General features: G+C 68.8%; 21 protein-coding genes and 4 pseudogenes. 20 read left to right on the top strand and 5 right to left on the bottom strand.

Features of this window, described 5'->3' with window-relative positions; all coding sequences use genetic code 11:
• Positions 1–231: pseudogene (locus IEZ19_RS29495) on the top strand (precorrin-6A synthase (deacetylating)); the annotation flags it as partial.
• A gap of 69 nt (positions 232–300) precedes the next feature.
• Positions 301–728 (top strand): annotated as a pseudogene (locus IEZ19_RS53640) (hypothetical protein).
• Between the two features lie 424 nt (positions 729–1,152).
• Here the strand turns inward: IEZ19_RS53640 and IEZ19_RS54200 are convergent.
• Together IEZ19_RS54200 and IEZ19_RS29485 are read right to left on the bottom strand one after the other, a co-directional pair.
• A pseudogene (locus IEZ19_RS54200) lies at positions 1,153–1,266 on the bottom strand (triphosphoribosyl-dephospho-CoA synthase); the annotation flags it as partial.
• Between the two features lie 68 nt (positions 1,267–1,334).
• Positions 1,335–2,123 carry an enoyl-CoA hydratase/isomerase family protein gene (locus tag IEZ19_RS29485; protein WP_229840973.1) on the bottom strand — a complete coding sequence of 263 codons (789 nt, stop codon included), beginning with the start codon at positions 2,121–2,123 and terminating at the stop codon, positions 1,335–1,337.
• A gap of 90 nt (positions 2,124–2,213) precedes the next feature.
• On the opposite strand from IEZ19_RS29485, the gene IEZ19_RS29480 reads away from it, so the two are divergent.
• Genes IEZ19_RS29480 through IEZ19_RS29460 form a run of 5 tightly spaced genes read left to right on the top strand, consistent with a single transcriptional unit; the run spans position 2,214 to position 7,438 of the window.
• Positions 2,214–3,185: a fumarylacetoacetate hydrolase family protein gene (locus tag IEZ19_RS29480; protein WP_229840965.1), complete on the top strand. Its 972-nt coding sequence runs from the start codon at positions 2,214–2,216 to the stop codon at positions 3,183–3,185.
• Between the two features lie 2 nt (positions 3,186–3,187).
• Positions 3,188–4,369, top strand: coding sequence for a CaiB/BaiF CoA transferase family protein (locus IEZ19_RS29475; protein ID WP_189314359.1), 1,182 nt, complete (start codon positions 3,188–3,190; stop codon positions 4,367–4,369).
• Positions 4,366–5,595: a type 2 periplasmic-binding domain-containing protein gene (locus tag IEZ19_RS29470; RefSeq protein WP_189314358.1), complete on the top strand. Its 1,230-nt coding sequence runs from the start codon at positions 4,366–4,368 to the stop codon at positions 5,593–5,595. Before IEZ19_RS29475 ends, IEZ19_RS29470 begins: the two co-directional genes overlap by 4 nt.
• The gene (locus IEZ19_RS29465) at positions 5,592–6,335 is read left to right on the top strand and encodes an SDR family NAD(P)-dependent oxidoreductase (protein WP_189314357.1); all 744 of its coding nucleotides are present in this window, start codon (positions 5,592–5,594) and stop codon (positions 6,333–6,335) included. The genes IEZ19_RS29470 and IEZ19_RS29465 overlap by 4 nt, the downstream gene beginning before the upstream one ends.
• A complete protein-coding gene (locus IEZ19_RS29460; RefSeq protein WP_229840963.1) occupies positions 6,332–7,438 on the top strand; it encodes an aldose 1-epimerase family protein in 1,107 nt (368 codons plus the stop codon). The genes IEZ19_RS29465 and IEZ19_RS29460 overlap by 4 nt, the downstream gene beginning before the upstream one ends.
• A gap of 420 nt (positions 7,439–7,858) precedes the next feature.
• Here the strand turns inward: IEZ19_RS29460 and IEZ19_RS29455 are convergent, their stop codons facing one another.
• Positions 7,859–8,599, bottom strand: coding sequence for a FadR/GntR family transcriptional regulator (locus IEZ19_RS29455; protein WP_189314355.1), 741 nt, complete (start codon positions 8,597–8,599; stop codon positions 7,859–7,861).
• A 269-nt stretch (positions 8,600–8,868) separates the two neighbouring features.
• On the opposite strand from IEZ19_RS29455, the gene IEZ19_RS29450 reads away from it, so the two are divergent.
• From IEZ19_RS29450 to IEZ19_RS29420, 7 genes are all read left to right on the top strand, one after another.
• Positions 8,869–10,104, top strand: coding sequence for a mandelate racemase/muconate lactonizing enzyme family protein (locus IEZ19_RS29450; RefSeq protein ID WP_189314354.1), 1,236 nt, complete (start codon positions 8,869–8,871; stop codon positions 10,102–10,104).
• A gap of 74 nt (positions 10,105–10,178) precedes the next feature.
• Complete coding sequence (locus tag IEZ19_RS29445; RefSeq protein WP_189314366.1) at positions 10,179–11,162, top strand: hydroxyacid dehydrogenase; 984 nt, start codon at positions 10,179–10,181, stop codon at positions 11,160–11,162.
• A 75-nt stretch (positions 11,163–11,237) separates the two neighbouring features.
• Entirely contained in the window at positions 11,238–12,683 is a 1,446-nt protein-coding gene (locus tag IEZ19_RS29440; protein WP_189314353.1) for a hypothetical protein, read from the top strand.
• A gap of 113 nt (positions 12,684–12,796) precedes the next feature.
• Complete coding sequence (locus IEZ19_RS29435; RefSeq protein WP_229840958.1) at positions 12,797–14,023, top strand: ABC transporter substrate-binding protein; 1,227 nt, start codon at positions 12,797–12,799, stop codon at positions 14,021–14,023.
• A 2-nt stretch (positions 14,024–14,025) separates the two neighbouring features.
• Entirely contained in the window at positions 14,026–14,937 is a 912-nt protein-coding gene (locus tag IEZ19_RS29430) for a carbohydrate ABC transporter permease (protein WP_189314351.1), read from the top strand.
• Between the two features lie 143 nt (positions 14,938–15,080).
• Positions 15,081–15,923 (top strand): carbohydrate ABC transporter permease, encoded by an 843-nt coding sequence (locus IEZ19_RS29425; protein WP_189314350.1) that lies wholly within the window; start codon positions 15,081–15,083, stop codon positions 15,921–15,923.
• 251 nt (positions 15,924–16,174) lie between these two features.
• Positions 16,175–18,619, top strand: a complete 2,445-nt coding sequence (locus IEZ19_RS29420) for a right-handed parallel beta-helix repeat-containing protein (protein WP_189314349.1) — start codon at positions 16,175–16,177, stop codon at positions 18,617–18,619.
• A 455-nt stretch (positions 18,620–19,074) separates the two neighbouring features.
• On the opposite strand, the gene IEZ19_RS29415 is transcribed toward IEZ19_RS29420, so the two are convergent.
• Positions 19,075–19,740, bottom strand: a complete 666-nt coding sequence (locus tag IEZ19_RS29415; RefSeq protein WP_189314348.1) for a ThuA domain-containing protein — start codon at positions 19,738–19,740, stop codon at positions 19,075–19,077.
• A 225-nt stretch (positions 19,741–19,965) separates the two neighbouring features.
• Positions 19,966–20,718: a FadR/GntR family transcriptional regulator gene (locus tag IEZ19_RS29410; protein WP_189314347.1), complete on the bottom strand. Its 753-nt coding sequence runs from the start codon at positions 20,716–20,718 to the stop codon at positions 19,966–19,968.
• Between the two features lie 445 nt (positions 20,719–21,163).
• On the opposite strand from IEZ19_RS29410, the gene IEZ19_RS29405 reads away from it, so the two are divergent.
• From IEZ19_RS29405 to IEZ19_RS29380, 6 genes and pseudogenes are all read left to right on the top strand, one after another.
• Positions 21,164–22,354, top strand: coding sequence for a mandelate racemase/muconate lactonizing enzyme family protein (locus IEZ19_RS29405; RefSeq protein ID WP_189314346.1), 1,191 nt, complete (start codon positions 21,164–21,166; stop codon positions 22,352–22,354).
• Complete coding sequence (locus tag IEZ19_RS29400) at positions 22,351–23,208, top strand: amidohydrolase family protein (RefSeq protein WP_189314345.1); 858 nt, start codon at positions 22,351–22,353, stop codon at positions 23,206–23,208. The genes IEZ19_RS29405 and IEZ19_RS29400 overlap by 4 nt, the downstream gene beginning before the upstream one ends.
• A complete protein-coding gene (locus IEZ19_RS29395; protein ID WP_189314344.1) occupies positions 23,205–24,185 on the top strand; it encodes an aldo/keto reductase in 981 nt (326 codons plus the stop codon). The genes IEZ19_RS29400 and IEZ19_RS29395 overlap by 4 nt, the downstream gene beginning before the upstream one ends.
• Positions 24,186–24,233: 48 nt before the next feature.
• A complete protein-coding gene (locus IEZ19_RS53635; protein WP_373297066.1) occupies positions 24,234–25,067 on the top strand; it encodes an alcohol dehydrogenase catalytic domain-containing protein in 834 nt (277 codons plus the stop codon).
• Positions 24,995–25,159: pseudogene (locus IEZ19_RS53630) on the top strand (fumarylacetoacetate hydrolase family protein); the annotation flags it as partial. The gene IEZ19_RS53635 and the pseudogene IEZ19_RS53630, both read left to right, overlap by 73 nt.
• Positions 25,160–25,208: 49 nt before the next feature.
• Positions 25,209–25,358, top strand: a complete 150-nt coding sequence (locus IEZ19_RS29380; protein WP_373297065.1) for an SDR family oxidoreductase — start codon at positions 25,209–25,211, stop codon at positions 25,356–25,358.
• The last annotated feature ends 14 nt before the right edge of the window (positions 25,359–25,372 follow it).

The following is a 25,372-nucleotide window of genomic DNA, read 5'->3' as shown; positions in this document are numbered from 1 at the left end:
GTGGACGACGTGGTGGTGATGCTCGACGCCCACCAGACGTTCCGCAGGTACGCCGACGAGGACATCGACATCTACTGGGGCGCGTACATAGGCACGCCGGACGAGATCCTGGCGTCCGGCCCCATCGCGGAGGCCGGCCCCCGCATCGAGCGACTGCGTGCCGAGGCCCGGGAACGCAAGGGCTGGATCATGGACACGTATCTGCTGCGCCGCAATCCCGGGGCACGCTGAAAGGGGCGGCTGAGGGGTGCAGGCTGAAAACCGGGTGCCCGGCGTCCGGACGCCCGCCATACTCACGGCATGTCTCCGGCTCCCGTCCGCTTCCACGACCCGGGTACGACGCTGTGCGCGTTCGCGGACTCGGTGCTGGTGCGCTGTCCGCGGTGCGAGCGGCAGGTGCCGCACCCGCGCAGACTCGGCAGGCCCGCCGAGTTATCTGCCGGTCCTGTGGGCTGTGCCGCACCTCGTGGCGGGAGGGGACCGGGCGGCCGGCTCTGTGGCTGCAGGGGACGACGCGGCACGGTGTGGTGTGGGCGTACAACCTCGAACACCTGGATCTGATCCGCCGGTTCGTGGCCGCGTCGCTGCGCGAACGGGACCCCTGGTACGAGCACGGACGCAAGATGACCTGCGTCGCCCGGTTGCCCGCCTGGATCAAACGCGCCAAGAACCGTGACGAGGTGCTGCGTGTCGTCGATCGGCTCAGGGCGTCGCTCGTCGCCGGTTGAGGCCGAGGCGTTCCAGGGCGCCCGTCACGTCCGGGCCCGTCGTCACCCCCGCCGGGAGCGGGGGGCGCTGTACTACGACCAGGGGCAGTCCCGACTGCCCGTGCGGCCGTCAGTTTGGCGGCCGTGGCTTCTCCCCCCACCTGTTCGACTTGGACGCCGTTTATCCGGTGGAACCAGAGGTCGTGAAGGAGCGTGTCACCCATGGCCGTTCATGATTGTGGTTTCGGTGACCGTCCGTGGCTCTGGCACTCAAAGTGAGCCAGGACCCCGGACGGCGGCTCGCCGCGCGAAGTGCTCTCATGCTGGACGCGGAGCCGCCGCGCTACATCGCCCCTGACAGGGGGAGATATCCCCCCTGCGCCGCCCCTGGACCAGCCGTGCCTGACCCGGTTCGACGACCGGAAGCGCTGCGGACGAAGGAGGGCTACCGGTCGTCCGCGGCTCGCGTCGAACGCACCGGAAGCGAGTCCACGAAGAGCGCCCCGGCGAGCAGGGCCCCGCTCCCGCGCGGGCTCCAGCCGCGGCCTCGGAGGTCGGCGTGCGCACTCACCGAACACCTCGCACGCGTCAACAAACTCGAACCGCTCACGGACGGCTCCTGCCTGGTCACCGCCGCCGGAAGTGTGGAGTCCGCTTCTCGGCGAAGGCGCGGCGCCCCTCCTCGGCGTCGTCGGTGGCGAAGCAGACGGTCTGCAGATCGCGCTCATAGGCCAGCGCCTGCTCCTCCGGCATGCTCGCCGCCGCGCGCAGGTTCACCTTCGCTGTCTCCGTCGCGATCGGTGCGCGTGCCGCGATGGATGCGGCCACTGCGCGGGCCCGCGGCAGGAGGTCCTCCGGCTCTGCCACCTCGCTCACCAGGTGCCAGTCGAGGGCCCGGGCCGCGTCGATGGGATCGCCCGTCATCAGCATAAGCGCGGCGTTGCTCGGCCCGGCCGCGCGTGCCAGGAAGGCGGACATGCCTCCGCCGCCGATCCACCCCAACTTGACCTCCGGGGCGCCCAGTCGGGCCGTCGCGACGGCGATCCTGATGTCACAGCTCAGCGCCGTCTCCAGCCCGCCGCCAAGCGCGTAGCCATTGATCGCAGCGATGGTCGGTTTGGCCAGCCGCCGCAGCGCGTCGCAGTAGTCGACGCGGTTGCGGAAGTCCCACGGGGTCGCGTACGCGTCGAGGGCGCGGATGTCCGAGCCGACGCTGAACGCGCGGTCCCCGGCGCCGGTCACCACGATCGCGCGCACCTCGGGGTCCGCGTTGCAGGTCTCCACGGCCTGCGCCAGTTGCCCGGCCATCCGCGGTGTGACGGCGTTGAGCTTCGCCGGGCGGTCGATCGTGAGGGTGGCCACCAGGGCCGAGCTGTCGCGTTCGAGGCGGATGGTGCCGTCCATGTCCGTGCTCATGCGCTTCCTCGCAAGGGGGTGAGTGCCGCCGACCGTTGACGTAACTTCTATGACATCATATGTTTGCGCCGGTCTTGGGAGGGAGCGAACGTGCAGATCGTGCGAGCCCGATACGGGAACGGTGTCGGCCTTCACGGGGGAGTACTGACCCGGCAGGGATTTCATGCGCTGCCAGTGGACTTGGACGAACTGCTGGAGTTCCCGCTCCGGGAGCTGCGCCGGGTTGTCGAGGACGCCGCCGCGGCGCCGCCGGCCCGGCCGTCGGAGGAGGTTCCCCGGCTGGGCGCACCGGTCTGCGGACTGACCGAGGTCTGGGCCGCGGGCGTCACCTATGAGCGCTCTCGCGCTGCGCGCATGACGGAGAGCGAGCACGAGGCCGACATCTACGAGCGGGTCTACGGCGCCGAGCGGCCGGAGCTGTTCTTCAAGGCGGCATCCTGGCGGGTGGTCGGCCCGGACGAACCTGTCAGCGTGCGCGCGGACTCCGCCGTCAACGTGCCGGAACCCGAACTCGCCGTCGTCGCCAACCGGTTCGGCGAGATCGTGGGCTACACGATCTGCGACGACGTCAGCTCCCGCTCGATCGAGGGCGAGAACTCTCTCTACCTGCCGCAGGCGAAGGCGTATCTCGGCGCCTGCGCACTGGGCCCCGGCATCACTCCGGTGTGGGAGGTGAACAACCCCTACGCGCTTGGGATGGAGCTCACCATCTCCCGGGAGGGACGGACCGCCTGGGAGGGCCGGTCCTCGACCGAGCTGCTGCGCCGTGAGCTGCCCGAACTACTCGCCTACCTCTTCCGCGCCGACGAGTTCCCTCAGGGCGTGGTGCTCGCGACCGGCACCAGTCTCGTGCCGGAACTCCCCTTCACTCTGGCGGAGGGCGACGTGGTGCACATCGGTGTGGCCGGTCTCGGTGCCCTGGACAATCCGGTGGTCGTCGGCAAGGAGGCGATGGCCTGGCTGCTCGACCGGGCCGCACACGGCCGCGCGTCGGGAGGGCGGCGTGCGATGAGCGCCGCGGCCGTCGCAGGGCACACCACCTCCAGCGAGCAGGAGGCCTAGCCGTGTCGGTCCTCAGCGGATACCGGGTCCTCGATTTGTCGATCGCCATGGCCGGACCGCTGGCCACCATGCGGCTCGGCGACCTCGGCGCGGATGTGCTCAAGATCGAGCCGGTGACGGGGGAGTGGCAGCGGCACACTGCGGCCGGCGGCGCCACCGGAAACAAGGTCAACGCGGCCTTCCTGTCGCTGAATCGCAACAAGCGCAGCCTGGCCGTCGACCTCAAGCAGGACAGCGGCCGCGACCTCGTGTACCGGCTCGCCGCCCGGTCCGACGTCTTCCTTCAGAACTACCGGCCCGGAGTGGCCGACCGGCTAGGCCTGGACTACGAGTCGGTCCGGGCCGTGCGGCCCGACATCGTCTATGTCTCCATCTCCGGGTACGGCGAGAGCGGGCCGTACGCCCATCGGCCCGGGCAGGACCTCCTCCTGCAAGGTCTCACCGGCGCACTGCACAGTGGGGGAGCCGCCGACGGGCCCCCGCAGCCGGGACCGTACTTCGTCGCAGACGCCATCACCGCCTACTCCGCCTTCGAGGGCGTGCTCGCCGCGCTGCTGCACCGCGAGCGCACCGGAGAGGGACAGCGGGTCTCGGTCAACATGCTCGACGCCATGATCGCGATGCAGATGCAGGAACTGTCGGTGCGCACGGTGGGCGGCGTTCGCCAGCGCCGCGGGCACGAGATACACGCCCACACCTATATCCGCGCCCCCTACGGCATCTTCCCGACGCAGGACGGCCACCTTGCGCTCGCCTTCGCAGATCTGGCAGTCCTCGCCGAGGAGTTCGGCGACCCGGCGCTCGCCGCGTGGGACGCTGAACGCGACGGCTTCACGCACCGCGAGGAGCTCTCCCGTGCCGTCGCCGCCCATCTGCTGGGCGACACCACCGAGTCGTGGCTGCGCCGGCTCGGCGGGCGTGGGGTCTGGGTCGGACCCGTCAACTCCTACGATGACGTCCTCGACGATCCGCAGGTCCTTCACAACGGCAGCTTCATCCGCTACGAGCACCCGACCGAGGGCCAGGTCACCACACCTGGCTTCGCATTCCGCATGGACCGCACTCCACCCGCGCTGCACCGGGGCGCGCCCACCTGCGGCGAACACACCACAGAGATTCTCGGTGAACTGGGCCTGCCCGCCGCTGAGATCGAGGACCTGTTCGCGAACGGGGTGATTGCGTGACCGAGGCCGTGCCCGCCGCCGACCCACGCCCCCGCGACCCGGGTGGCGCGCCGCTGACCGGCATGACCTGGGACCACCCGCGGGGCCACCGTGCCCTCGACGCCTTCGCGCAGGCATTCGACGCGCCCGCCGTAGACTGGCACCGGCAGCCGCTGTCCGCGTTCGAGGCACATCCCGTCGCTGAACTGGCCAGGGAATACGACGTCATGGTCATCGACCACCCAGGGCTCGGCGCGGCGATCGAAGCGGACGCCCTGCTGCCGATCGAAGAGGTCGTCGACGCCGGGCAACTGGAGACCTGGCTGGCCGCCACCGTCGGCCGCAGCGCTGCCAGTTACCGCATGTGCGACCGGACGTGGGCGGTTCCGATCGACGCCGCCGCACAGGTCGCAGTGCACCGGCGCGACGCACGCGTACCGGTGCCCGCCCGCTGGGAGGAGGTGCCCGACGTCGCGGCCGAGTACCGCGTGACACTCTGCCTCGGCGGCCCGCACGCGATGCTGACCCTGCTGGCGATGTGCGTGCAGGAGTCGCCGGCTGTCGGCGAGGCCGGCCAACCGGTGTCTGCCGAGCCGGCCGGCGTCCGGCAGCTGCTGCCTCAGGAGTCGGCCGTCGCGGCGCTGGAGTTGTTGCGGACCGTGCACCGGGCGGGTGACCGGGAGACCTCACTGCTCGACCCGATCCAGGTGCACGAGGCCATCGCAGCCGGAGGCCCCGGCCCTGTCTGGTGCCCGCTCGCCTACGGTTACGTCTCCTACGCCCGGCCCACTACGGGGCACGCTCTGGCATGGGCCGACGCACCGGGACGGCGGGGCAGCGGACCGCTCAGCGTCCTCGGTGGAACCGGCCTCGCCGTCTCGCGCCGGGCCGAGGGCAATCCGGCAGTGGGCGCCTGGCTGACCGCCTACCTCCGCGACGAGGTGCAGACGGGACTGGTCCCCGCGGCCGGGGGCCAGGCCGCCCACCGGGGGGTGTGGGCGGGGCCGCACACCAGCTCGGACCGAGGCGGCTTCTACGGCTCCACCGTCGCCACCCTGGAGGCCGCCTGGGTGCGGCCCCGCATGCCCGGCTGGACAGGGCTTCAGGCCGAGGGCTCGGAGCTGGTGCGCGAGGCCATTGTGCACGGCGGCTCCGCGCGCAGTGTCGTCGACCGGATCAACCGCGACTTCGCGGCCCTGTGCCGCCGTACCCGCTCTGACCTCGAGCCGGCTAAGGAGATGTCATGAGTGTTGCCGTCGTCACCGGAGCCGGTGGCGCCCTCGGTCGTTCGATCGCGCTGCGACTGGCCCGCGACGGGCACAGCGTGGCGGTCGTCGACGTCCACGAACCGTCCCTGGCCGAGACGGCCTCCGCCCTGGCCGACGAGGGCTCCGACGCCTTTGCGCAAGACGTCGACTTGCGTGACGAGCGGGCTGTGAGCGCATTCTTCGACGCCGTTCGCGAGCGCCTCGGCGACACAACCGTCCTCGTCAACAACGCGGCCGTCTACCCCGCCGTGCCCTTCCTCACGATGCCGCTCGCGGAGTACGAGCGGGTCCACACGGTCAACCAGCGCGGTTACTGGCTGTGCGCCCAGCAGGCCGCGCGGCAGATGGTCGCCGCGCCACAGGCCGACCGGTCCATCGTGAACATCGCCTCGATCACGATGCATGGCGGCTGGGAGGACCTCGCCGCCTACACCGCCACCAAGGGCGCCGCGGTGGCCCTCACCCGCGCCCTCGCGCGAGAGCTCGGACCGCACGGCGTCCGCGTGAACGCGGTCTCCCCCGGCGCCTTCAAGACCGCCGCCGAAGAGATCCACGAGGATCCCGAGTCCTACAGCGAGATGGTCGTGCAGCGGCAGGCGCTCAAACGGCGCGGCAGTCCCGACGAGCTCGCGGCAGTGGTGTCCTTTCTGACCGGCCCGGACGCGTCCTTCGTGACTGGTCAGACGATCGAGGTCAACGGCGGATGGGTGATGGCGTGAGCGGGCACCACGAAACAGGCGGCGCACAGACGCATCGGCGGCCGGTGCCGGGCCGACTCGACATCGCCCGGCACGCCGGGGAGACCAGCGCGTACGGAGGCATCCGCGCGGTCGTCCTGGACGACGGCGTTGAACGGGGTGTGCGCGCCCTGGAGTTCACCACCGGAGGTGGACTGCGCTTCGACGTCCTCGTCGACCGGGCCATGGACATCGGCCTGGCCGAGATGGACGGCGTGTCGGTCGGCTGGCGCTCGCGCACCGGCTTTCGCCATCCGGGGCTGCACGAGAACGCGGACGAGGAGGGCCTGTCCTGGCTGCGCAGCATGTCGGGGCTGGTGGTCACCGCGGGCCTCGACCACACGCTATTTGGCGGCGATGTCGACGCGGGGCACTACCGCTACCCACCGCGGCCCACCGTCCGGCACGGACTGCACGGCCGCGTCGCCAATATTCCCGCCCGGCTGATCGGTTACGGCCACGAGTGGACGAGCGAGGACCGGTGCGTGCTGTGGGCCGAGGGCGAGGTGACGCAGGCCACCAACTTCGGAGAGCACCTGACGCTGCGGCGCCGTATCGAGGCCGACCTGGGCGGCACCGAGATCCGGCTGCACGACGTGGTCACCAACGCCGGCTTCGACCCCACTCCCCACATGTTCCTGTACCACGTGAACGTGGGCTGGCCCTTCCTCGACAGCGGCACCCGCTTCGTCGCCGACATCGACGCCACCGTGTGGCAGAGCGACAGCGTGGCCGAACAGGGCGTCGACCATCTGTGTTTCGATCAGCCGCTGCCAGGCTTCGTCGAGCAGGTCTACGAGCACCGCCTCGTCGCCGACGAACAGGGTCGGCACCGCGTGGCACTGGTCAACGAAGCGCTCGGCCAGTCCTTCGAACTCGACGTGGACGCGGCCGCGTTCCCGCACTTCTTCCAGTGGCTGAACCTGCGCGAGGGCGGCTGGGCGGTCGGTCTGGAACCCTCCACCCATGCGGTGGCAGGTGACGCGGCGGCACGCGAGGACGGCAGCATGATCTGGCTGGCTCATGGTCAGCAGCGCAGCTACGACAGTGTGTTCCGCTTCGGCGGAATCACCGCCACGCGCTGAGCGTCGCCTTCAGCCCTACCCGCTTTCACTGTTCGCGCCCTTTGCGAGCACCGGGACTCTGCTTCGAAAGTCGACCGTCCCCGCAGATCAGGCCACTTGCCTTGATTGGAGGGGCATGTGATGGCCGAGTACGTCGAGCTCGCTGACCTGGGGGCGGGTCTGCCGGGCTCGGCCGGTTCGCTGGATGAAGCAGTCGCCTCTGGGGTCGTGGTACTCGGCGTCGCGGGTGAGCATGTGCCAGATGGCGCGGTGCGCACCGGTCTGGTGGACCGGATGCTGGAGAAGTGCCCCGACCCCGGGCGGGAGCGGGCCGCGCTCGATGACCGTCGGGCTACGGGCCGGACGGTCATCACCGTTGAGGCCGCAGGCGCCGTCGCCCGTTCCGCCTCAAGGTTTGACCCTGGAGCTGAGGCGAGGGCCTCACTCTCCGCGGGGGCGGCGTCGCGACCAGGACTGGGTGATGTGGTTCCGCATGGCCGCTGCGGCCGCCTCGGCGTCACCGGCGAGGATCGCCTCGTGGATGCGGATGTGCGCGGCGTGCGTCGCGTCCAGGTCCGCGCGCTTCGGATTGCCGCTGTACTGCGCGGAATTGAGCGCCTTGGACTGGATGTTGGCGACGATCGCCCGGCCGAAGGCGTCCTGCGAGATCTGGTGGATGATGTTGTGGAACGCGATGTCCGCCGCCGCGTAGGCCTCGGCGTCGTCCAGGAGACCGGCCATGGACTCCAGGTGCTCGGTGAGTCGGGCGGTGTCCTCTTCGGTGAGCCGGTCCGCGGCCGAGGACGCCATGGGGCACTCCAGGTTGATCCGGATCTGGATCAGGTTGTCGAGAAAGCGCAGACGGTCGTGGCGCCGGAAGAGCCCGTCGAGGATCAGCGGGTCGAGCAGGTTCCAGTGGCTCTGGTCCAGGACGACGGTGCCCCAGCCCTGGCGCGTGCTCACCAGTCCCTTCTCCGCGAGCGCGGTGGTGGCCTCGCGGATGACCGTACGGCTGACCTCGAACATTTCACAGAGGGTGCCGGCGGGAGGCAGTGCGGTGCCGCTCGGATACTCCTTCGTCACGATCGCCATGGCGAGGTTCTGCACTACAGCTGCGGCCAGCGGGGGCCGGTTCCGTCGCGGGGGAGCAGACGTCGTCGGGACCGAGGGTAGGTTACTCATCGTTGAGAGCGCTCCATCGTTGTCGTAGTGCGCCACTGGGTGTCGGGTGCCAACACCTCGCCCCGGGCGAGGAATTCACTGCATCGTCACCAGACGGGCCAGGCTAGCGCAGCCTTGTTGACCGATAAGTTGTATGATAAGTTACCACCGCGCTTGTGGGGGCAGCGAAGTCACGAGGCCCGCCGACCGGCAACGGACCGCGGGCGTTTCTCCTTCCCTCTTTTCTTTGTTGCGGCCGAGGAGTGCCGTGACGGCATGGAGCGCTGCGTATGAAGATCACGGGATATCGAAGTCTGACGACCGTCCACCGGTGGGGACGCCCGGTCGGTGACGCGAACGGGGTCATCGCGGACGGTGTGACGGAGGTACCCGTCGTTCTGCTGGAGACGGACGGCGGAGCCGTCGGTGTGGGCCTCGGAGCCCACGCGGACGCGGCCCGCGTCTTCCCCGCCCTGGAGGGACAGGACCCCCGCGCCGTCACGGCCCTGTATGACCGCATGTTGGCCCACACCTTCAAGACCGGCCACGGAGGTGCCACCTTCGGCACCATCGGCGCCCTGGACATGGCGCTGTGGGACCTCAAGGGCAAGCTCGCCGACGAGCCGCTGTGGCGCACGCTCGGCGCCGCCGACCGCTTCGTGCCCGGCTACGCCTCAGGTCTCGACATCGCCCTGTCCGACGAGGAACTGGTCGCCCTGTACGAGTGCTGGGCGGAGCGGGGGTTCACCGCCGCGAAGATCAAGGGTGGCCTCGACAGTGAGCGGGACGTCAGCCGACTGCGCCTCGTGGCCGACGTGTTGCGCGCCAACAACCCCTCCCCGGCGATGATGCTGGATGTCAACGAGAGCTGGGGCCGCCATGAGGCGACCCGGCTGCTGGCGAAGATCGAGGAACAGGTCGAGCTCACCTGGATCGAGGAACCGGTCCGCCGCTGGGACGTGGCCGGCCACCGTGCCGTCAGCCGGTCCGCGCGCGCGGCGGTCGCCACGGGCGAGAACCTCACCGGTCTCGAACAGTTCCGTCTGCTGCTGATGCGTGACGCCGTCCAAGTCGTACAGCCCGCGAGCGTCTGGGGCATCACCCACTTCCTGCGGGTCGCGGCACTCGCCCACGGCCACGACCTGCCCGTCAGCCCGGTCGGGTACAACGCCGATCCACTCGCGCACGCCGCCGCGGCCGCCCCCAACCACCTGGCCATCGAGGTCCAGGACCTGAACCTGCCGGTGGGACTGACCGCCGATCACACCGTAACCGACGGGGGCATCGTGCTCGGCGACAGCCCCGGACTCGGCATCACCGTCGACGAGGAGACCATCATGACACTGGCCGAGACGGGCGACTGGTCCCATCCCGACGGGCCCCACGTCCGGCCGGCCGACGCCGGGCTGCGCCTGGTGCCGAAGACCGATCGCCCGCGCACCGGTACCCCGTGTGCACAGCATGCGCCGCTACGGCCCGCGGCCGACGCCGCGAACACCGCCCCGACGACGAGCGTGACCTCGTGACGGGCGGACAGGCGACGACCAGGGCAGCGAGCCGATCCGCCGACGGGCTCCCGCTGCCGCGGGCCACCTTCGCCATGAACCCCGCCTCGCTCGTCGGGGAACTCTTCGACGAGCGGGCGCTCACCGAACTGCGCCGCGTCGCCGACATCGACCCCGGCCTCGTACTCACGAGCCTCGACGACGAGGCCGCGCAGAGCGAACTCGCCCGTACCGAGATCCTCGTGGCCGGCTGGGACGCTCCCGTGATCACCGCTGAGCAGGCGGCCCGCGCGACGCGCCTGCGCGCCGTCGTCTATGCGGGTGGTGTCGCGGCCACCTGTCTGGAGGACCCGGCAGCCCTGGCCGCGCGCGGCGTCGTCGCCTCGCACGCCCGCCGGGCCAACGCCGTACCGGTCGCCGAGTACACGCTCGCGACGATCCTGCTGTCGGGCAAGCGAGCCTTCGCCGCCGAACGCCACTACCGCGAGCATCGGGCAGCCCCCGACCGGTCGGCGACGGCCGACATCGGCAACTACGCCCGCACTGTCGGGATCGTGGGCGCCTCGCACGTCGGCCGGGCCGTGCTCGACCTGCTGCGCCCCTTCGACCTGGACGTCGTCCTGCACGACCCCACCCTTCCCGAGGAGGAGGCCCAGCGCCTCGGCGCCCGGCTGCTTCCCCTGGACGCCCTCATGGCGGCCGCCGACGTCGTCTCGTTGCACCAGCCGCTCACCCCCGCCACCCGGGGACAGATCGCCACCCGGCAGCTCGCCCTGATGCCCGACGGCGCCACCCTCGTCAACACCGCGCGCGGCGCGGTCGTGGATCAGGACGCCCTCGTCGCGGAGTTGCGCACCGGCCGCATCTCGGCCGTCCTCGACGTCACGGATCCCGAACCGCTCCCGCGTGCCAGCGTGTTGTGGGACCTGCCCAACGTGGTCCTCACCCCGCACATCGCTGGCTCGATGGGACGCGAGCTGCGACGCCTGGGCGACAGCGTGGTCGCGGAGGTGGCGCGGTTCGCCGCGGGCGAGCCGTTCGCCCACCCCGACGACCTCGCCGTGTCGGCACGCCGCTGACGTCTACCGAATCGACACCGCGCTGCTCGCCGTCGCGCACAAGGCGACGGCCTGAGACGGCCTGGAAGGACGACCATGAAACATGAGACGGCCCTGCCGGACGTCGGCGCCCTGTCCCGGTGGATGCGGACCTGGGTGACTCCCGAGGGGGCGATCAACGGATTCCACAACCACAGCGTGTGGGGTACCAACCCCTTCACGTTTCTCGACTTCACCAGCGGCCACGCGGCTTTCTCCGCGCCCGCGGCGGGAGCTTGGGCCCAGGCCCTCGCCCGCGATCCTGACGAGCGGGCCCTCGCGCTGCTGCGCAGCGTGCTGCGCCACCAGGCCACCCGCGTGCAGTCCGACGGTCAGTTCCGTCACATCGGCTTCCAGGTCGGGGAGTCGGCGACCTCCGGGCTCATCCACAACGCGGTCGGAGCCCTCGGACTGCTCCTGGCGCTCGACCATGCACGGCACCTGCTGCCCGAGGAGGAGGTGGCCGACGCCCTGCGCGCCGTCCGCCGCAACCTCGACGCCTGCCGGATCTACGGCGGCGGTCGCCCAGGCAGGACGGGCACCTGCAACCAGGAATACGCCCGGGTATGGGTGAAGCTGCTGTACTCCGAACTCAGCGACGACACCACGTTCGTCAAGGAGATCCCCGAGGACCTCGACACCCTGATCGAGCTCTTCCACCACCGCGGGGTTCCCGACGCGAGCAGCTCGGGCACCTTCCGCACGGTCGAGGACCGCGAGCGGGGCGGCATCCTGGAACCCGCCGAGTACTACGGCCTCATGATCGTCCCCCTCGTCCTCGGCGCCCGGCGTTACGGCCGCGCGGACTTCCTGGACGAGGCCCGGCGGCTGTGCCGGCACGTGGCCCGCTCCGCGTGGACCGACACCGAGAGCGCCACCCGCTACCACCGGTACTGGTACGTGAAGGACAGCCGGGCCCACAAGACCGATACCCCGATGCTGATCGCCGGCATGGGGCTCACCCTGCACGGCATCGAAACCGTCCTCGCCGAGGGCGCCGACAGCGAGCTGGAGGACTTCGTCGCCCGCTGCCTGGCGACCTACGCCCGTTACCAGACGCCTGCCGGGTACTTCGCCTCCGCCAGCGGCTGGCACAACGAAGCCGATCTCGCGCCCAGCACCGCGTGGCACGCGCACGACCTGATGTTCCTGGTGTCCCGGCTCGGCGTGACCGACGACTTCTGGGACCGCACCTTCGCGGCCTGGGACCGGCAGTCCGTGCTGGTGAGCGACCGCGCCTACTGGGCCGAACACGGCCCGCACTGGTGCATCCGCAGCCCGCTGACGGCGGGCGACCTGTTCATCTACGGGCGCAAGGACCGGGCGGTGTTCGCCCGGGAGTTCTTCTCCTGGACCGATCGCGAACCGCTCCCCGAAGGGCTGCGCTACCCCGAGGTGCCGGAGTTCTTCGTCGCGAACGACGGGATCTACCGCATCGACACGAGCGGGCGCCCGACCGACGTCTCCGTCGTCGGCCCGGTCCCCTACCGGGGGAGCCTGTGAGGCTCAGGCCGCTCCCCGCAAGGACACAAGGACACACGAACACGAGGACACGAGGAATAGAGGTGCTGACAATGAAGTCGACGCACAGAGGACGGCGCTCACGGAGTGCCGCCGTGGTCACGGTCGTGTCGATGACGCTGCTCGCGGCGTGCTCGTCCGGCGGCAACGCGGGCGGCGGTGGCGACGGCGAGATCCGGATGATGGTCAACCTCACCGACAACCTCAACCAGGCCTACTGGGAGAAGCTGGTCAAGCCCTTCGAGGACAAGACCGGCCTGAAGGTGAAGATAGAGGGGCCGAGCGGCAAGTCCGTGGCCGAGTCCTTCCCGCAGCAGCTCGCCGCGGGCACCGCGCCGGACGTCATCCAGTCCATCTTCCCGGACGACGACACCGCCCCCGAACTCCTCGACCTCAGCGGGGAGAAGTGGGCCGCAGGCACACCCATGTTCGACGACTACGCGATGGGCAACGCCCACTATGCGGTAGGCGTGGGCGAGCAGGCGCAGTCCCTCGTGTACTACAACAAGACCGCCTTCAAGAAGGCCGGCATCTCCGAACCGCCTGCCGCCTGGGACGAGTTCACCGCGGACCTCGGCAAGCTGAAGAAGGCCGGCTACACGGCGATGCAGACGGCCGGCCAGTACCAGACCGGCCTTCAGCTCCAGCAGCTCGACCACCCCACGCTGAATATCGCCCATCCCAAGTGGCAGACCGCGGTCAAGGACAAGAAGCTCTCCGTCGGCGACGCCTACGAGCCGATGTTCCGCAAGTACGCGGACTGGATCAAGGCAGGATACGTGGCCAAGAGCGACGTGGGCCTCGACCCCTCGCAGGCCGACGGCAACTTCATCGCGGGCAAGGTGGGCTTCTACCCCAACGGCAGCTGGTTCACGAGCACCGTCGACAAGGCCGGCAACCTTCCCTTCGAGGTGGGCGTCTTCTCCCCGCCCACCGACAGCGCCGGCAGCCATCCCGGTCCCCAGGGCGCCACCATGGCTGACCCGTACATGGTCCTCAAGGGCGCGAAGCACGAGGACGACGCGAAGGAACTCGTACGCTACCTGGTGACGGACGCGACGGCCATCGCGACCCAGCTGGAGGCCGACGGAGTGTTCCGGCAGGGCTCGACGGCGAAGCACTCGGCCGTCGGCACGCAGGTGCAGTCGATCCTGGACGACGCACCGTCGCTGGTCGCGGTGGGCGAGGGAATGGGCAACACCCGGCTACCGGTCACCGGCTTCAACCCCAAGTTCACCGAGGTCGCGCAGAGCCTGTACACGGGGGCGACGCCCGAGCAGGCCGCGAAGTCGATCGACCAGTGGGTCGACGAGAACCGCTGACCATGACACGCAAAAACGTCTCACGGATCGGCGCGTGGCGTTCAGCGGGTGTCCGCGCCGGCATGGTCGCCCCCGCCGTCCTGATCTACGCCGCACTGCTGGTGGTACCGGTCGGCTACGCCTTCTACTACAGCTTCACCGACTACAACGGGTTCCCGAACCGCGTGCCCGAGTTCATCGGTCTGGACAACTACCGGACGATGTTCGAGTCGCACGACATCACCGGCACCATGGTGGTCACCGCGATCGTCGCCGCGGTGGGCGCCGTCGCGGTGAACCTGGCCGCGCTGGGGCTGGCCCTCCTGCTGCAGAAGACGAACCGCTTCAACACTTTCGGCAGGGTGGTCATGTTCTACCCGCACGTGCTCAGCGCCCTGGTCGTGGGCTTCCTGTGGCAGGCGATCCTCGGACCGCAAGGCGTGATCAACACCCTGCTGGAGAAGGCGGGCACCAGCTCACTGCCGTTCCTGTCCGACCCCGACGGGGCGCTGTGGTCGATGATCCTCGTGATCGTGTGGTCCCTGTTCGGCGTCCAGCTGGTGCTGTACCTCGCCGGTCTTCAGGCCGTCCCCCAGGACCTGATCGAGGCGGCGCGCATCGACGGCGCGGGACGGTGGGGCACGTTCCGCGCGGTCACCTGGCCATCGCTGGCCTCCACCGTCACCGTCGCGGTCATCACCTCCTGCATCTCCCTGCTGAAGACGTACGACGTCGTCGTCTCGCTCACCGGGGGTGGACCCGCCGGATCGACCAAGACCCTCGCCTACTCGATCCTCGCCGTCTCCTTCCCGCAGCGGAAGATCGGGGTCGCCTCCGCGCAGGCGGTCCTGCTGATCGTCGCGGCGGCGATCATGGCCATCACCGTGCTCGTCCTGCGCAGGCGAGCCGAGAACGACGCGGAGTCGATCGGATGAGCAAGACACGAGGCGCAACGGCCCTGGCCCGGGCGGAAGATCGGGGTCGCCTCCGCGCAGGCGGTCCTGCTGATCGTCGCGGCGGCGATCATGGCCTGCACCCTGCTCGTCCTGCGCAGGCGAGCCGACGCGGAGCCGATCGGATGAGCAGGACACGAGGTTCAGCGGCCACGGTGCGGGTGGTGTTCGTCGGCCTGGCCTCGCTGGCCATGCTCACCCCCCTGTACATCCTGGTCGTCAACGCGTTCAAGAGCCAGCGGGAGATCCTGGCCAACCCGTTCGCGATCGACTTCTCCACTGCCACGTTCCGTTATCTGGCGGATGCCTGGAACAACCCGGACTTCAGCATCCTGAAGGGGTACGGGATCACCCTCGCGCTCGTGGTCTGCGTCAATGTGCTCGCCATCATGGTCTGTGCACCGGCGGCGTACGTACTGGCGCGGACCCCGGATCTCGTTGCCAGGCTGCTGCTGTTCTTCTTCATCGCCGGCATGTTCATTCCGACGCAGACGGTCCTCGTGCCGGTCATCTTCGTGCTCAGGGCGCTCGGGCTGATGGGCACGCTGACCGGGTTGATCCTGTTCATGACGGCGACGACGATCCCCTTCACCCTGTTCGTCTTCTTCGGATACATCCGCATGCTGCCGCGATCCCTGGACGAGGCGGCGGCGATCGACGGCGCGGGGAAGTACTACACGCTCTGGCGGATCATCCTGCCGTTGATGCGGCCGATCCTGGCCACCGTGTTCATCCTCAACTCGCTGAGCGTGTGGAACGACTTTGCCAGCCCGCAGATGATCCTCGGGCCCGGCAGCGGCATCTACACCGTCACCACCGGGGTGTACGCGGCGGTCGGCCAGTACTCCACCGACTACAGCAAGGTGTTCCCCACTCTGCTGCTGGCCGTCATCCCGATCTTGGTCATCTTCGTGGTGATGCAGCGTCACATCATGAGCGGTCTGGCGGCGGGAGCGGTCAAGGGCTGAGCGGGGCAGGCAGGGCAGACCGGCGCGATCAAGCCGTCGCGCCGGGCTCAGTCATGTCAGCGCAGACCCTGCGCTGAACAGCAACTCCCTTGAAAATCAGGACCGGTTCGCCCTCGCCGAGAGGGTTGAAACCGGCCCCGAGCGCCGTTAGCGTCGCTACACAGAACATGTATGACCTATTACAGGAAGTCAGATGGTGAGGGACACATCGCCGTTCGCGTACGTCCCCGCCCGGGAAGGACACCACCCACATGGCACAGAGATGGAAATGGCTCGCCGGTGCCGCGGTGACACTGCTCGCCGCCACGACAGGCGCCGGTCCAGCGGCAGCGGACCAGGCGGACGACGGTGCGGCACAGCTCACCGTCTTCGTCTCGCCCGACGGCCGGGCAGGGGCCGTCGGCACCGAGAAGGACCCCTTCGCCACCGTTGAGCAGGCGCGTGACGCGCTGGCGGGCAGGACGGACTCCCACCACCGCGGAACCGTCTACCTGCGCGGCGGTGTCTACCCGCGCTCTGAGACCGTACAGCTGAAGGGCGCGGCGAACTCCTATGTCACCTACGCCGCTTACCACGGCGAGGACGTGGAGTTCACCGGCGCGGCCAACCTCAAGCCCGAGGGCTTCAGCAGGCTGAGCGACGTCATGAACAGCACCGACCCCAAGTGGTCGTCACGCTGGCGCATACCGGAAGCGGCCCGGGACAACGTGTGGGTGTACGACCTCGGAGCGGCCGGCATACCGGTCGGCGACATCTACAAGAACGGCTTCAACTGGGAGCCCAGGCCGTTTGCCCCGCAGCTGGTCACCGACGACCAGGCGCAGACCCTCGCGCAGTACCCCAACGGCGACGGAACCATCAACTCGCAAGGGCTTGTCCTCCGTCAGGGCTTCAATGGAGCGCGGGACTACTTCTCCGACAAGACCCCGGACGGCAGCAGCCTGCCCTACGAGGACATGCTGAAGCTGCCCGGCCCGGTGTTCGAGGCCTCCGGCGACGTGGCACAGCGCTACCAGTCCTGGGCCCCGCCCACCGACCTCAGCTCGGAGAGCACGACCAACCAGCCCGACCGGAAGATCGACAACACTCGCTACGAGACCGACGGCTGGCTCTCGGGCTACTTCGGCAACAACTACGGCAACGACAGGGTGCGGATCTACTCCGTCAGCAAGGAAGGCCTGGACGACGACGGGAACGCCGCCGGGTGGAACGTGCGCACCAAGTACCCGACGATGTACGTCACGAAGGACAAGTGGACCAAGGTCGTAGCCCAGAACATCCTCACCGAGCTGGATGCCGAGGGCGAATACTACATCGACCGCTACGCCGGCCACGACGTGCTGTACTACTACGCGCCGGGTGGCACGGTCGACGGCAAGAACGTCACGCTGACCGCGTTCGACCAGCCCTTCTTCTCGCTGGACGGAGTGACGGGCGTGACGTTGAAGGGCCTGCGCCTCAACGGCTCGACCGGCACCGGCGTACAGATGCTCGACAGCGCTTCCTGCACGCTCGACCACATGGAGATCCTGAACGTCAGCCTGGACGCGGTCACCATCGGCGAGACCAACAAGGTCCCCACGGCGCTGCCCGAGTTCACCACCAGCCGGGGCGGCCACGACAACCGCGTGATCAACAGCCGGCTCCACGACCTCGGGGGTGGCGGCGTCTTTGTGGCCGGCGGTGACCGCAAGTCACTGACTCCGGGCCACAACCTCGTGGCGCACAACGAGATCTACAACTTCTCCAAGCTGGCCACCTACACGCCCGCCGGATACATGGACGGCGTGGGCAACACCTTCGCCTACAACTACGTGCACGACGCTCCGCACATGGCGGTCCAGATCATGGGCAACGACATGAAGATCGTGCACAACCGGTTCGAGAACCTGGTGACCAACGCCTCTGACCAGGGCGTGATCTACGCCGGCCGCGACTTCACGTATCTCAACAACGAGATCGGATACAACTACTTCGGCCACATCAACCGCCACGACAACCAGGCCGTCTACATGGACGACGGTGCCTCCGGGCTCGTTGTGCACAACAACTACTTCGAGGACGCCGAGTACGGCATCTTCTACAACTCGGGACACAGCAACGTCGCCTTCGACAACGTCTTCAACAACGTCACGAACGTCGGGCACGACAAGCTCTACCACTCCGACGGCCAGAAGCTGCCGGTGTCGAACTCCCAGGTCGTCATAGAGCGCTTCGACGACATGCTGAAGCCCGGCGACGGCACGGGATTCACCAACACTCCCGCCGACATCCGCACGTGGTACGAGGCCTACGCGCACCAGTACCCCAACATCAAGGACTGGTACGTGCCCGTCGACCGCGCGGGCCAGGTCTGCGGGGCCATCGGGACCACCGACTGCACCAAGGAGTACGTCTGGGAGAACCCTGACTCGCTCTACGTGCCCTCGCATAACGTGCTGACCCGCTCGGTGCGCATCGGCACTGGCGACTTCGCCTACACCACGGGCGCGCAGGGCCAGAACGTCAAGACGTTCAGCCCCGACTTCAACTCCGCCAGCGTCTCGGGCGATGCCCCGTCCGCTTTCGGCTTCGACACCGAGACCGGCAAGTTCAGCAAGACGTCCTCCCTGAACAACATGCCCGGATTCGGCGAGAAGTGGGTGGCGGCCTGGAACAATCACTTCACCCTCGAGGGGATCGGCCCGAAGAGCTGACCTTCAGGGGTGAATCGATGCCGGGCGCGAGGCTCTGACGGCAGGCTCTTCGCTCTGGACCACTCCGTCGGAGCGTTGCTGTGGGCCGATGCCGGCAGGCCTCGCGCGCCGGCTCGGCGCCCGCTTTGACGAGCTCGTGCATGGAAGGAGGTGAGGCGTCGAGGGCTCGACCATCGATCATGGTCGTGTGGTGGGGAATGGGTTTCGTGCAGCGATCATCAGCGATCGTAAGATCACGGGCCGGTCGGCCGCTGTGTTTGCTGAACTCGTGGCCGAGGTAGGCCCGTTGAGCGGTGAACGGCACCAGGGCAGGCGAGCGTCCAGGCCACGGAAGCGCCCGGTGGGCGCCGGTGCGAAGCACCGGCTGGTCATCGCCGACCGGCTCCTGGCTACGCTCGCGCACCTCCGCCACGAGACCATGCACGACGTGCTGGTTCGGCTTCCGCTACCGGAATTCAGGTGCGCGCGGCCCACTCAAGACCGCGGCCGATGATCGTCGCCGTCTGGGGCACCTCGAGGTCCGCGACGCGGTGACCCAGGGTGCAGATGAACACCCGTCCCGCTCCCCAGCGTCGTGTCCATACCACGGGGAACTCGACCGGGGCGTCCCACTGTCCGCCGACGGAGGGTGCCAGCACGGACGTGGCCAGCACCGTGTTGAGGGCGTCCGTCAGCACCCAGTAGTGCTCGGTGACGACCTCGTAGTCCTCGACGCCCGCGGTGATCTCTCCGTCTTGGTCCGGCGAAGGGGCGACACGCACGGTGAATTTCTGGAAGCCGTCCGGGTGCCACAGGAACCGGCCCCCGACCATCCGAAGGTAGCGTGCGTTGCCGACGTTCGTTCCGATGACACCCCCGTGCCACCCGGCGAAGCCCGTGCCCGCCTCCACGGCCGCGACGAGGTTGGTCTCCTGCTTCGCACTCAGGTCACCTCCTGACCAGGAGTGCACGATGAGGTCGGTGACGGCGAGCCGGTCCGTGTCGTCGTAGACGGCCAGGTCCTCACTGACCGATACGTCGAAGCCCGCGCGCTCCAGATAGGGCGTGAACACCTCCGTGCAACCGACCGGGTCGTGTCCTTCCCAGCCTCCGCGGACGACCAGGGCCTTTCGCGTACTCACCTCGAACTCCCTCCCCACCGCGCCCTGGGGCGCGAGTCACAGACAGGCGTCGGGGCGAACGCGATCTTGTGCAGCTCTGGTGCGCACCCACAGACACCCCCGTACACCGTCAAGCCGGGCCCATCGAGGCTGCCCACCCGGTCTTCGACGAAATGCCGTTCCTGATCCAGGGAGTAGCCGCCGAACGCTTCTGTTCAGCGGCTACGCACCGCATGCGCCGGGCGGTCACTTTCCCGGCGTGGGGCGGCGCCGGCGCCACGAATCCACGATGTGCGCGTACATGGCTCGCTGGGCGGCGTCGGTGTCACCACTTTCAATCGCTTCGAGGATCGCCTGGTGGTCGTCCAGCGTCCGGTCGATGTCGGTCTGGGACACCTCACCGTGGTATCGGCCAGTCATGCGCGCCTTGCCGTGGATGCTGGTCACGATGGCCAACCCCAACCGGTTGCCAGAGGCCTGCATGACGGCTTCGTGGAAGCGGACGTCGGCCGCTGAAAACTCCGCGGGGGAGGCGGCAACGCGGCGCATCTCCTCAAGCGCCTCGCGGATCGGGCCGACACCCGCCTGGCCGGACAGCGCTGCCGTGCCGGACATCTCCCGTTCCAGTGCCGCCCGTACGCGAACCAGCTCGTCCAGAATCGCCAGCGAGGAGTCATGTTTCACCAGGGATGACAGGATCACGTCATCAATCAGGTCCCATTCCTTGGAGGGGTTGATCCGGGTGCCTTTGCCTTGCGCGATCTGAACGAGTCCCTTGTCCTGCAGGATCTTCAGGGACTCGCGCACGACTGTGCGGCTGACGCCGAAGCGGTCGCACAGCTCGGCCTCGGTCGGCAGCGTCGTGCCCGGGGGATACACCGCGCTGACGATGTCGTCGACGAGCTGACGCACGACTGCCGGGCCGAGCCGTCGACTGGCAGCCGCCGTTCCGCTGCCAGGGGCGCGGTTGGCAAGTACGGCGGTCGGGTCCGATTCCAATGCAACCTCCTGGGTTCGGCGGGGACCGAGGTGTCGGGTACGGGGGCTGAGCTGTCCCGTCAGTTTAGTTCATTGAAGTGACGTCACTTGTATGACAACATACGACTGTTCAGGGCGGCATGCGGGGCTTCACTGCCGCGCAGATGCGGTCGAACGACAGTGTGATCCAACTGGCGCGCGGGCTACTACGGCGGCGCGTTCAGGTCCACGAGCGTAGGCGCGGGGCATGGTGAGCGCATAGACCACACATGTAATACGTCATATCATTCGGGGTGGATGGGACGCCAGTGGGCATGCTCCCGAGCCCGAGCAGGCTCCCGCGTCCAGGCGAGCCAGGAGGGATACGGCTCCCGGACCAAGGAATGTCGAGGGCCGCAGACGACAGGGCGGTCCCGGGCAACGGGCGGACTGATCTCCGCAACGGGCGGAGACGAAGGGGTAGGACATGCGCATCACTGGGTACCGCACCCTCACCACAGTGCACCGGTGGGGCCGACCGATCGGTGACGCCAATGGATGCACGCCCGCGGGCGTGACGACCGTACCGCTCGTTCTGCTCGAAACCGATGCCGGTCTCACCGGCGTCGGCCTCGGCTCGCACCGCGGTCTGGACGAGGTCTTCCCGGCCATCGACGGTGAGGACCCCCGTGCGGTCGGCGCGCTGTACGACCGCATGCTGGCACAGGTATTCAAGGCCGGCCACGGCGGGAGCACGTTCGGAGCGATCGGCGCCTTCGACATGGCACTGTGGGACATCAAGGCGAAGGCGGCCGACTCGCCGCTGTGGCGGCTCCTTGGTGCCCGTGATCACGTGGTGCTGGGATACGCGTCCGGCCTCGACGAGCCCTTGGACGACGACGAGCTGATCGCACTTCACACCGCGTTCCGGGACCGGGGCTTCCAAGCCGTCAAGCTGAAGGGCGGCCTGGACCGGGACCGCGATCTGCGCCGCCTTCAACTACTGAGCGGCCTCTACGCCCAGGCCACCGTAGGCAGGACCCCCCGGCTCATGCTCGACGCCAACGAGAGCTGGTCGCGCAAGGAGGCCCTCGGGTATGTGGCCCACCTGGAAAAGTCGCTCGATCTCGCCTGGATCGAGGAGCCGGTACGGCGCTGGGACGTCGAAGGGCACGCCCTGGTCACCCGCGCCGTCCGAGCCGCTGTGGCCACCGGCGAAAACCTCACCGGCCTCGAGCATTTCCGTCCGCTGTTGCAGGCCGGATCTGTCGACGTCGTCCAGACCGGAAGCGTCTGGGGAATCACGCACTTCCTGCGGGTGGCGACCTTGGCGCACGCCTTCGATCTGCCGGTGAGCCCTGTCGCCTACAACGCCAACCCCCTTGCCCATGCCGCCGTCGCCATTCCCAACCACCTGGCAACGGAGGTGCAGGATCTCTCGTTCCCCGAAGGGGTCCACGCCGACCAGGAATTCGAGGACGGCAACATCGTCCTCGGAGAGTCGCCCGGCCTTGGGCTTGTGGTCGACGAGGACGCCATCGCGGCCTCGGCGCCCTCGGCAGGCCGCACCGGCTCGGAGAGCCAGCATGTGCGTCCCGAGAGCGCGGGCAAGCGCATGCTCGGCGCGGACGTACACGTATTCGCCATCGACCGGTCGGTCGGAGTGGTCTGCCGATGACTGCACCGGAACGTGTCGACGCCCACCACCATGTCTGGGACCTGCGCCGCAGACCCCAGCCGTGGACTGAGGGCGTGCCCGCGCTGCGCCGGTCGTTCTCTTTCGAGGAACTCAAGCCGCAGCTTGTGGCCAACGGTGTCGGGGCGACCGTGGTGGTGCACACCGTCGCCTCCCTCGACGAGACCCACGAACTGCTCCGGCTGAGCGCGGGCCAGCCGGCGATCACCGGCGTGGTCGGCTGGTTCGACCTCGCCTCACCCGCACTGGCGGACGACCTCGCCGCTGCCCGCGCGATTCCCGGAGGTGGGCATCTGGTCGGTGTGCGGCACCAGCTCCAGGAAGAGCCCGACACTCAGTGGCTCGACCGACCTGCTGTCCGGCGCGGACTGCGCACCCTGGCTGGACATGAGCTGGCCTACGACATCGTCGTCTCACCCGAGCAGCTGCCGACGGCCGTGCAGGCCGTCACCGAGAACCTGGAACTCCGGTTCGTACTCGACCACGCGGGAAAGCCGCCTCTGCGCACCGGAGCTCTCGCTTCCTGGAAGCGTGACCTCACCCGCCTGGCGCTGCTGGACAACGTCACCGTGAAGCTGTCCGGCCTGGTGACGGAGGCCGACTGGCAACGGTGGAGCGTGGCGGACCTGCGCCCAGTGGCGGAGACGGTTCTCGACCTCTTCAGTCCCGGACGCACGATGTTCGGCTCCGACTGGCCCGTATGCCTGGCTGCCGGTGCCGACTACGCGCGCGTGGCCGATACCTTCGAAGAACTGGTCAGGGGCCTCGACGAGACCGAGCGCGCACTCGTGTGGGGCGGGACCGCCCGCCGTGCCTACCGCTCGGAGGCCGGGTGACCAGGCGACGTCTGGGCCGTACCACCGTGGAGGTCACCGATCTGGGGTTCGGTGCGGCCTCGCTCGGCAACCTCTACCGGGCCACCACCGATGCCGAGGCGGAGGCGGCTCTGGACGCCGCACTCGACGCCGGCCTGACCTACTTCGACACCGCGCCCCACTACGGCCTGGGACTGTCAGAACGCCGGATCGGCAGGTGTCTCCGCGGTGTTCCACGCGACCGGTTCGTGGTGTCGACCAAAGTCGGCCGGCTGCTTGACCCCAACCCCCGGCCCACTGGTTCCGATCTCGCGTCCGGCGGCTTCGACGTTCCCGACGACTTCGTCCGCCGATTCGACTTCACCGCCGACGGAGTACGCCGCAGTCTCGATGAGAGCCTCCAGCGACTCGGCCTCGACCGGGTCGACATGGTCTTCGTGCACGATCCGGACGACCAGGCACAGGAGGCGGTCACGCAGGCCGTCCCCGCCCTGGTCGAGCTGCGGGAACAGGGCGTCATCGGCGCCATTGGTGTCGGAATGAACCAGTGGCAGGTACCGATGCGGATGGTCCGCGAGACGGACATCGACGTCGTCATGCTCGCCGGCCGGTGGACTCTGCTCGACCGCAGCGGCCAAGCTCTGCTCGACGCCTGCCTGGACCGAGGCGTCTCGGTGGTGGCGGCAGCTCCGTACAACTCCGGACTGCTGGCGAAGAATCGACCTGACGCCAACGCGTACTTCAACTACCAGCAAGCACCGGGCAAGTTGCTGGAACGTGTCGGCGCTATGGCCGACGTCTGCGAACGGTTCGGAGTGCGTCTTCCGGACGCGGCGACCCAGTTCCCCTTGCGGCACCCAGCGGTTGCGTCCGTGGTCGCCGGGCTGCGCAGCCCGGCGCAGGTTGAACAGTTCGTCGCGCGCCGCCGAGCGACCGTTCCCGAAGCGGCGTGGACGGCACTGGAGGCACTGTCGCGCCCGGCTGCTGCGGACGGGTGAGCCGTACCGCCCTCTGTTCCCCGACCCCGCTACGAACAGGAGCAGCGCATGCTGTCCGCTTGTTACACGGGCCACCGGACCATCGACGTCCGGGAGACCCGGACGCCTCCACCGGGACCGGACGAGGTCCAGATCCGCGTGGCTTGTACCGGCATCTGCGGCACCGGCCTCCACATCTTCCACGGGGCCATGGACGGACGGGTGACCAGGCCGGCGGTGATCGGTCACGAGATGTCCGGGACGATCGCCCAGGTGGGCGCCGACGTCACTGGCCGACGCGTGGGTGAGCCGGTCACGGTCATGCCGCTCGCCTGGGACGGCGACTGCGCGGCCTGCCGAGCCGGAGACGAGCACATATGCCAGAACCTCGACATCGTCGGCATCGATTCGCCCGGGGCCCTGCAGACCCACTGGAGCGTCCGCGCCGATCAGCTCGTCCGACTACGTCCACGGCGTCGTCCTTCCGGTCGACGGGGGATGGCTCGGTCGGTGACACCGGCCTTACATCACCGGGGCCGCACCCTGCGTACGACAAGCAACTCTGGAGGAGAACATGCGTCTGGTACGTCTCGGATCCGCCGGGCAGGAGATCCCGGCGGTCAGATCGGGCGGGGTCCACTGGGACCTGCGCCCGCTGCTGGGCGGACGCGAAGGCCGCTTGGGCGGGGGACATCGGACCGGCGTTCTTCGCGACCGGCGGCATCGACCAGATCACCCAGGACCTCGAGGAGGGCAGCCTGCCACGTCTGGAAAACGCCGTTGGCCTGCGCACAGGAGCGCCCATTGCACGGCCCGGAAAGATCATCTGTGTGGGTCTCAACTACCGCGACCACGCCGCGGAGACCGGCGCCCAGATACCCGGCGAACCTGTGGTCTTCCTGAAAGACCCCTCCACTGTGGTGGGTCCGTACGACACCGTGCTGATTCCCCGGCACTCCCACAAGACCGGCTGGGAGGTCGAACTGGGAGTCGTCGTCGGCACCAGGGCCCGCTACCTCGAATCGCCCGCGCGGGCCCGCGCGCATGTCGCAGGCCACCGGTCGAATGGTCGCCGCGCCCGAGGTGGCCTCTGCCGTCGCCTACCTGGCAAGCCCATTGTCGGGATCGACGACGGGAACGGCGCTCGATGTGGATGGGGGAGTAACACACCTGCGGGTCCGCCGCAGCTCGTGATCCTGCCACGCGAG

This window comes from Streptomyces brasiliensis (assembly GCF_014647875.1).
Taxonomy (GTDB): Bacteria; Actinomycetota; Actinomycetes; order Streptomycetales; family Streptomycetaceae; genus Streptomyces; species Streptomyces brasiliensis.
This window is presented reverse-complemented; position numbering and strand designations above follow the sequence as displayed.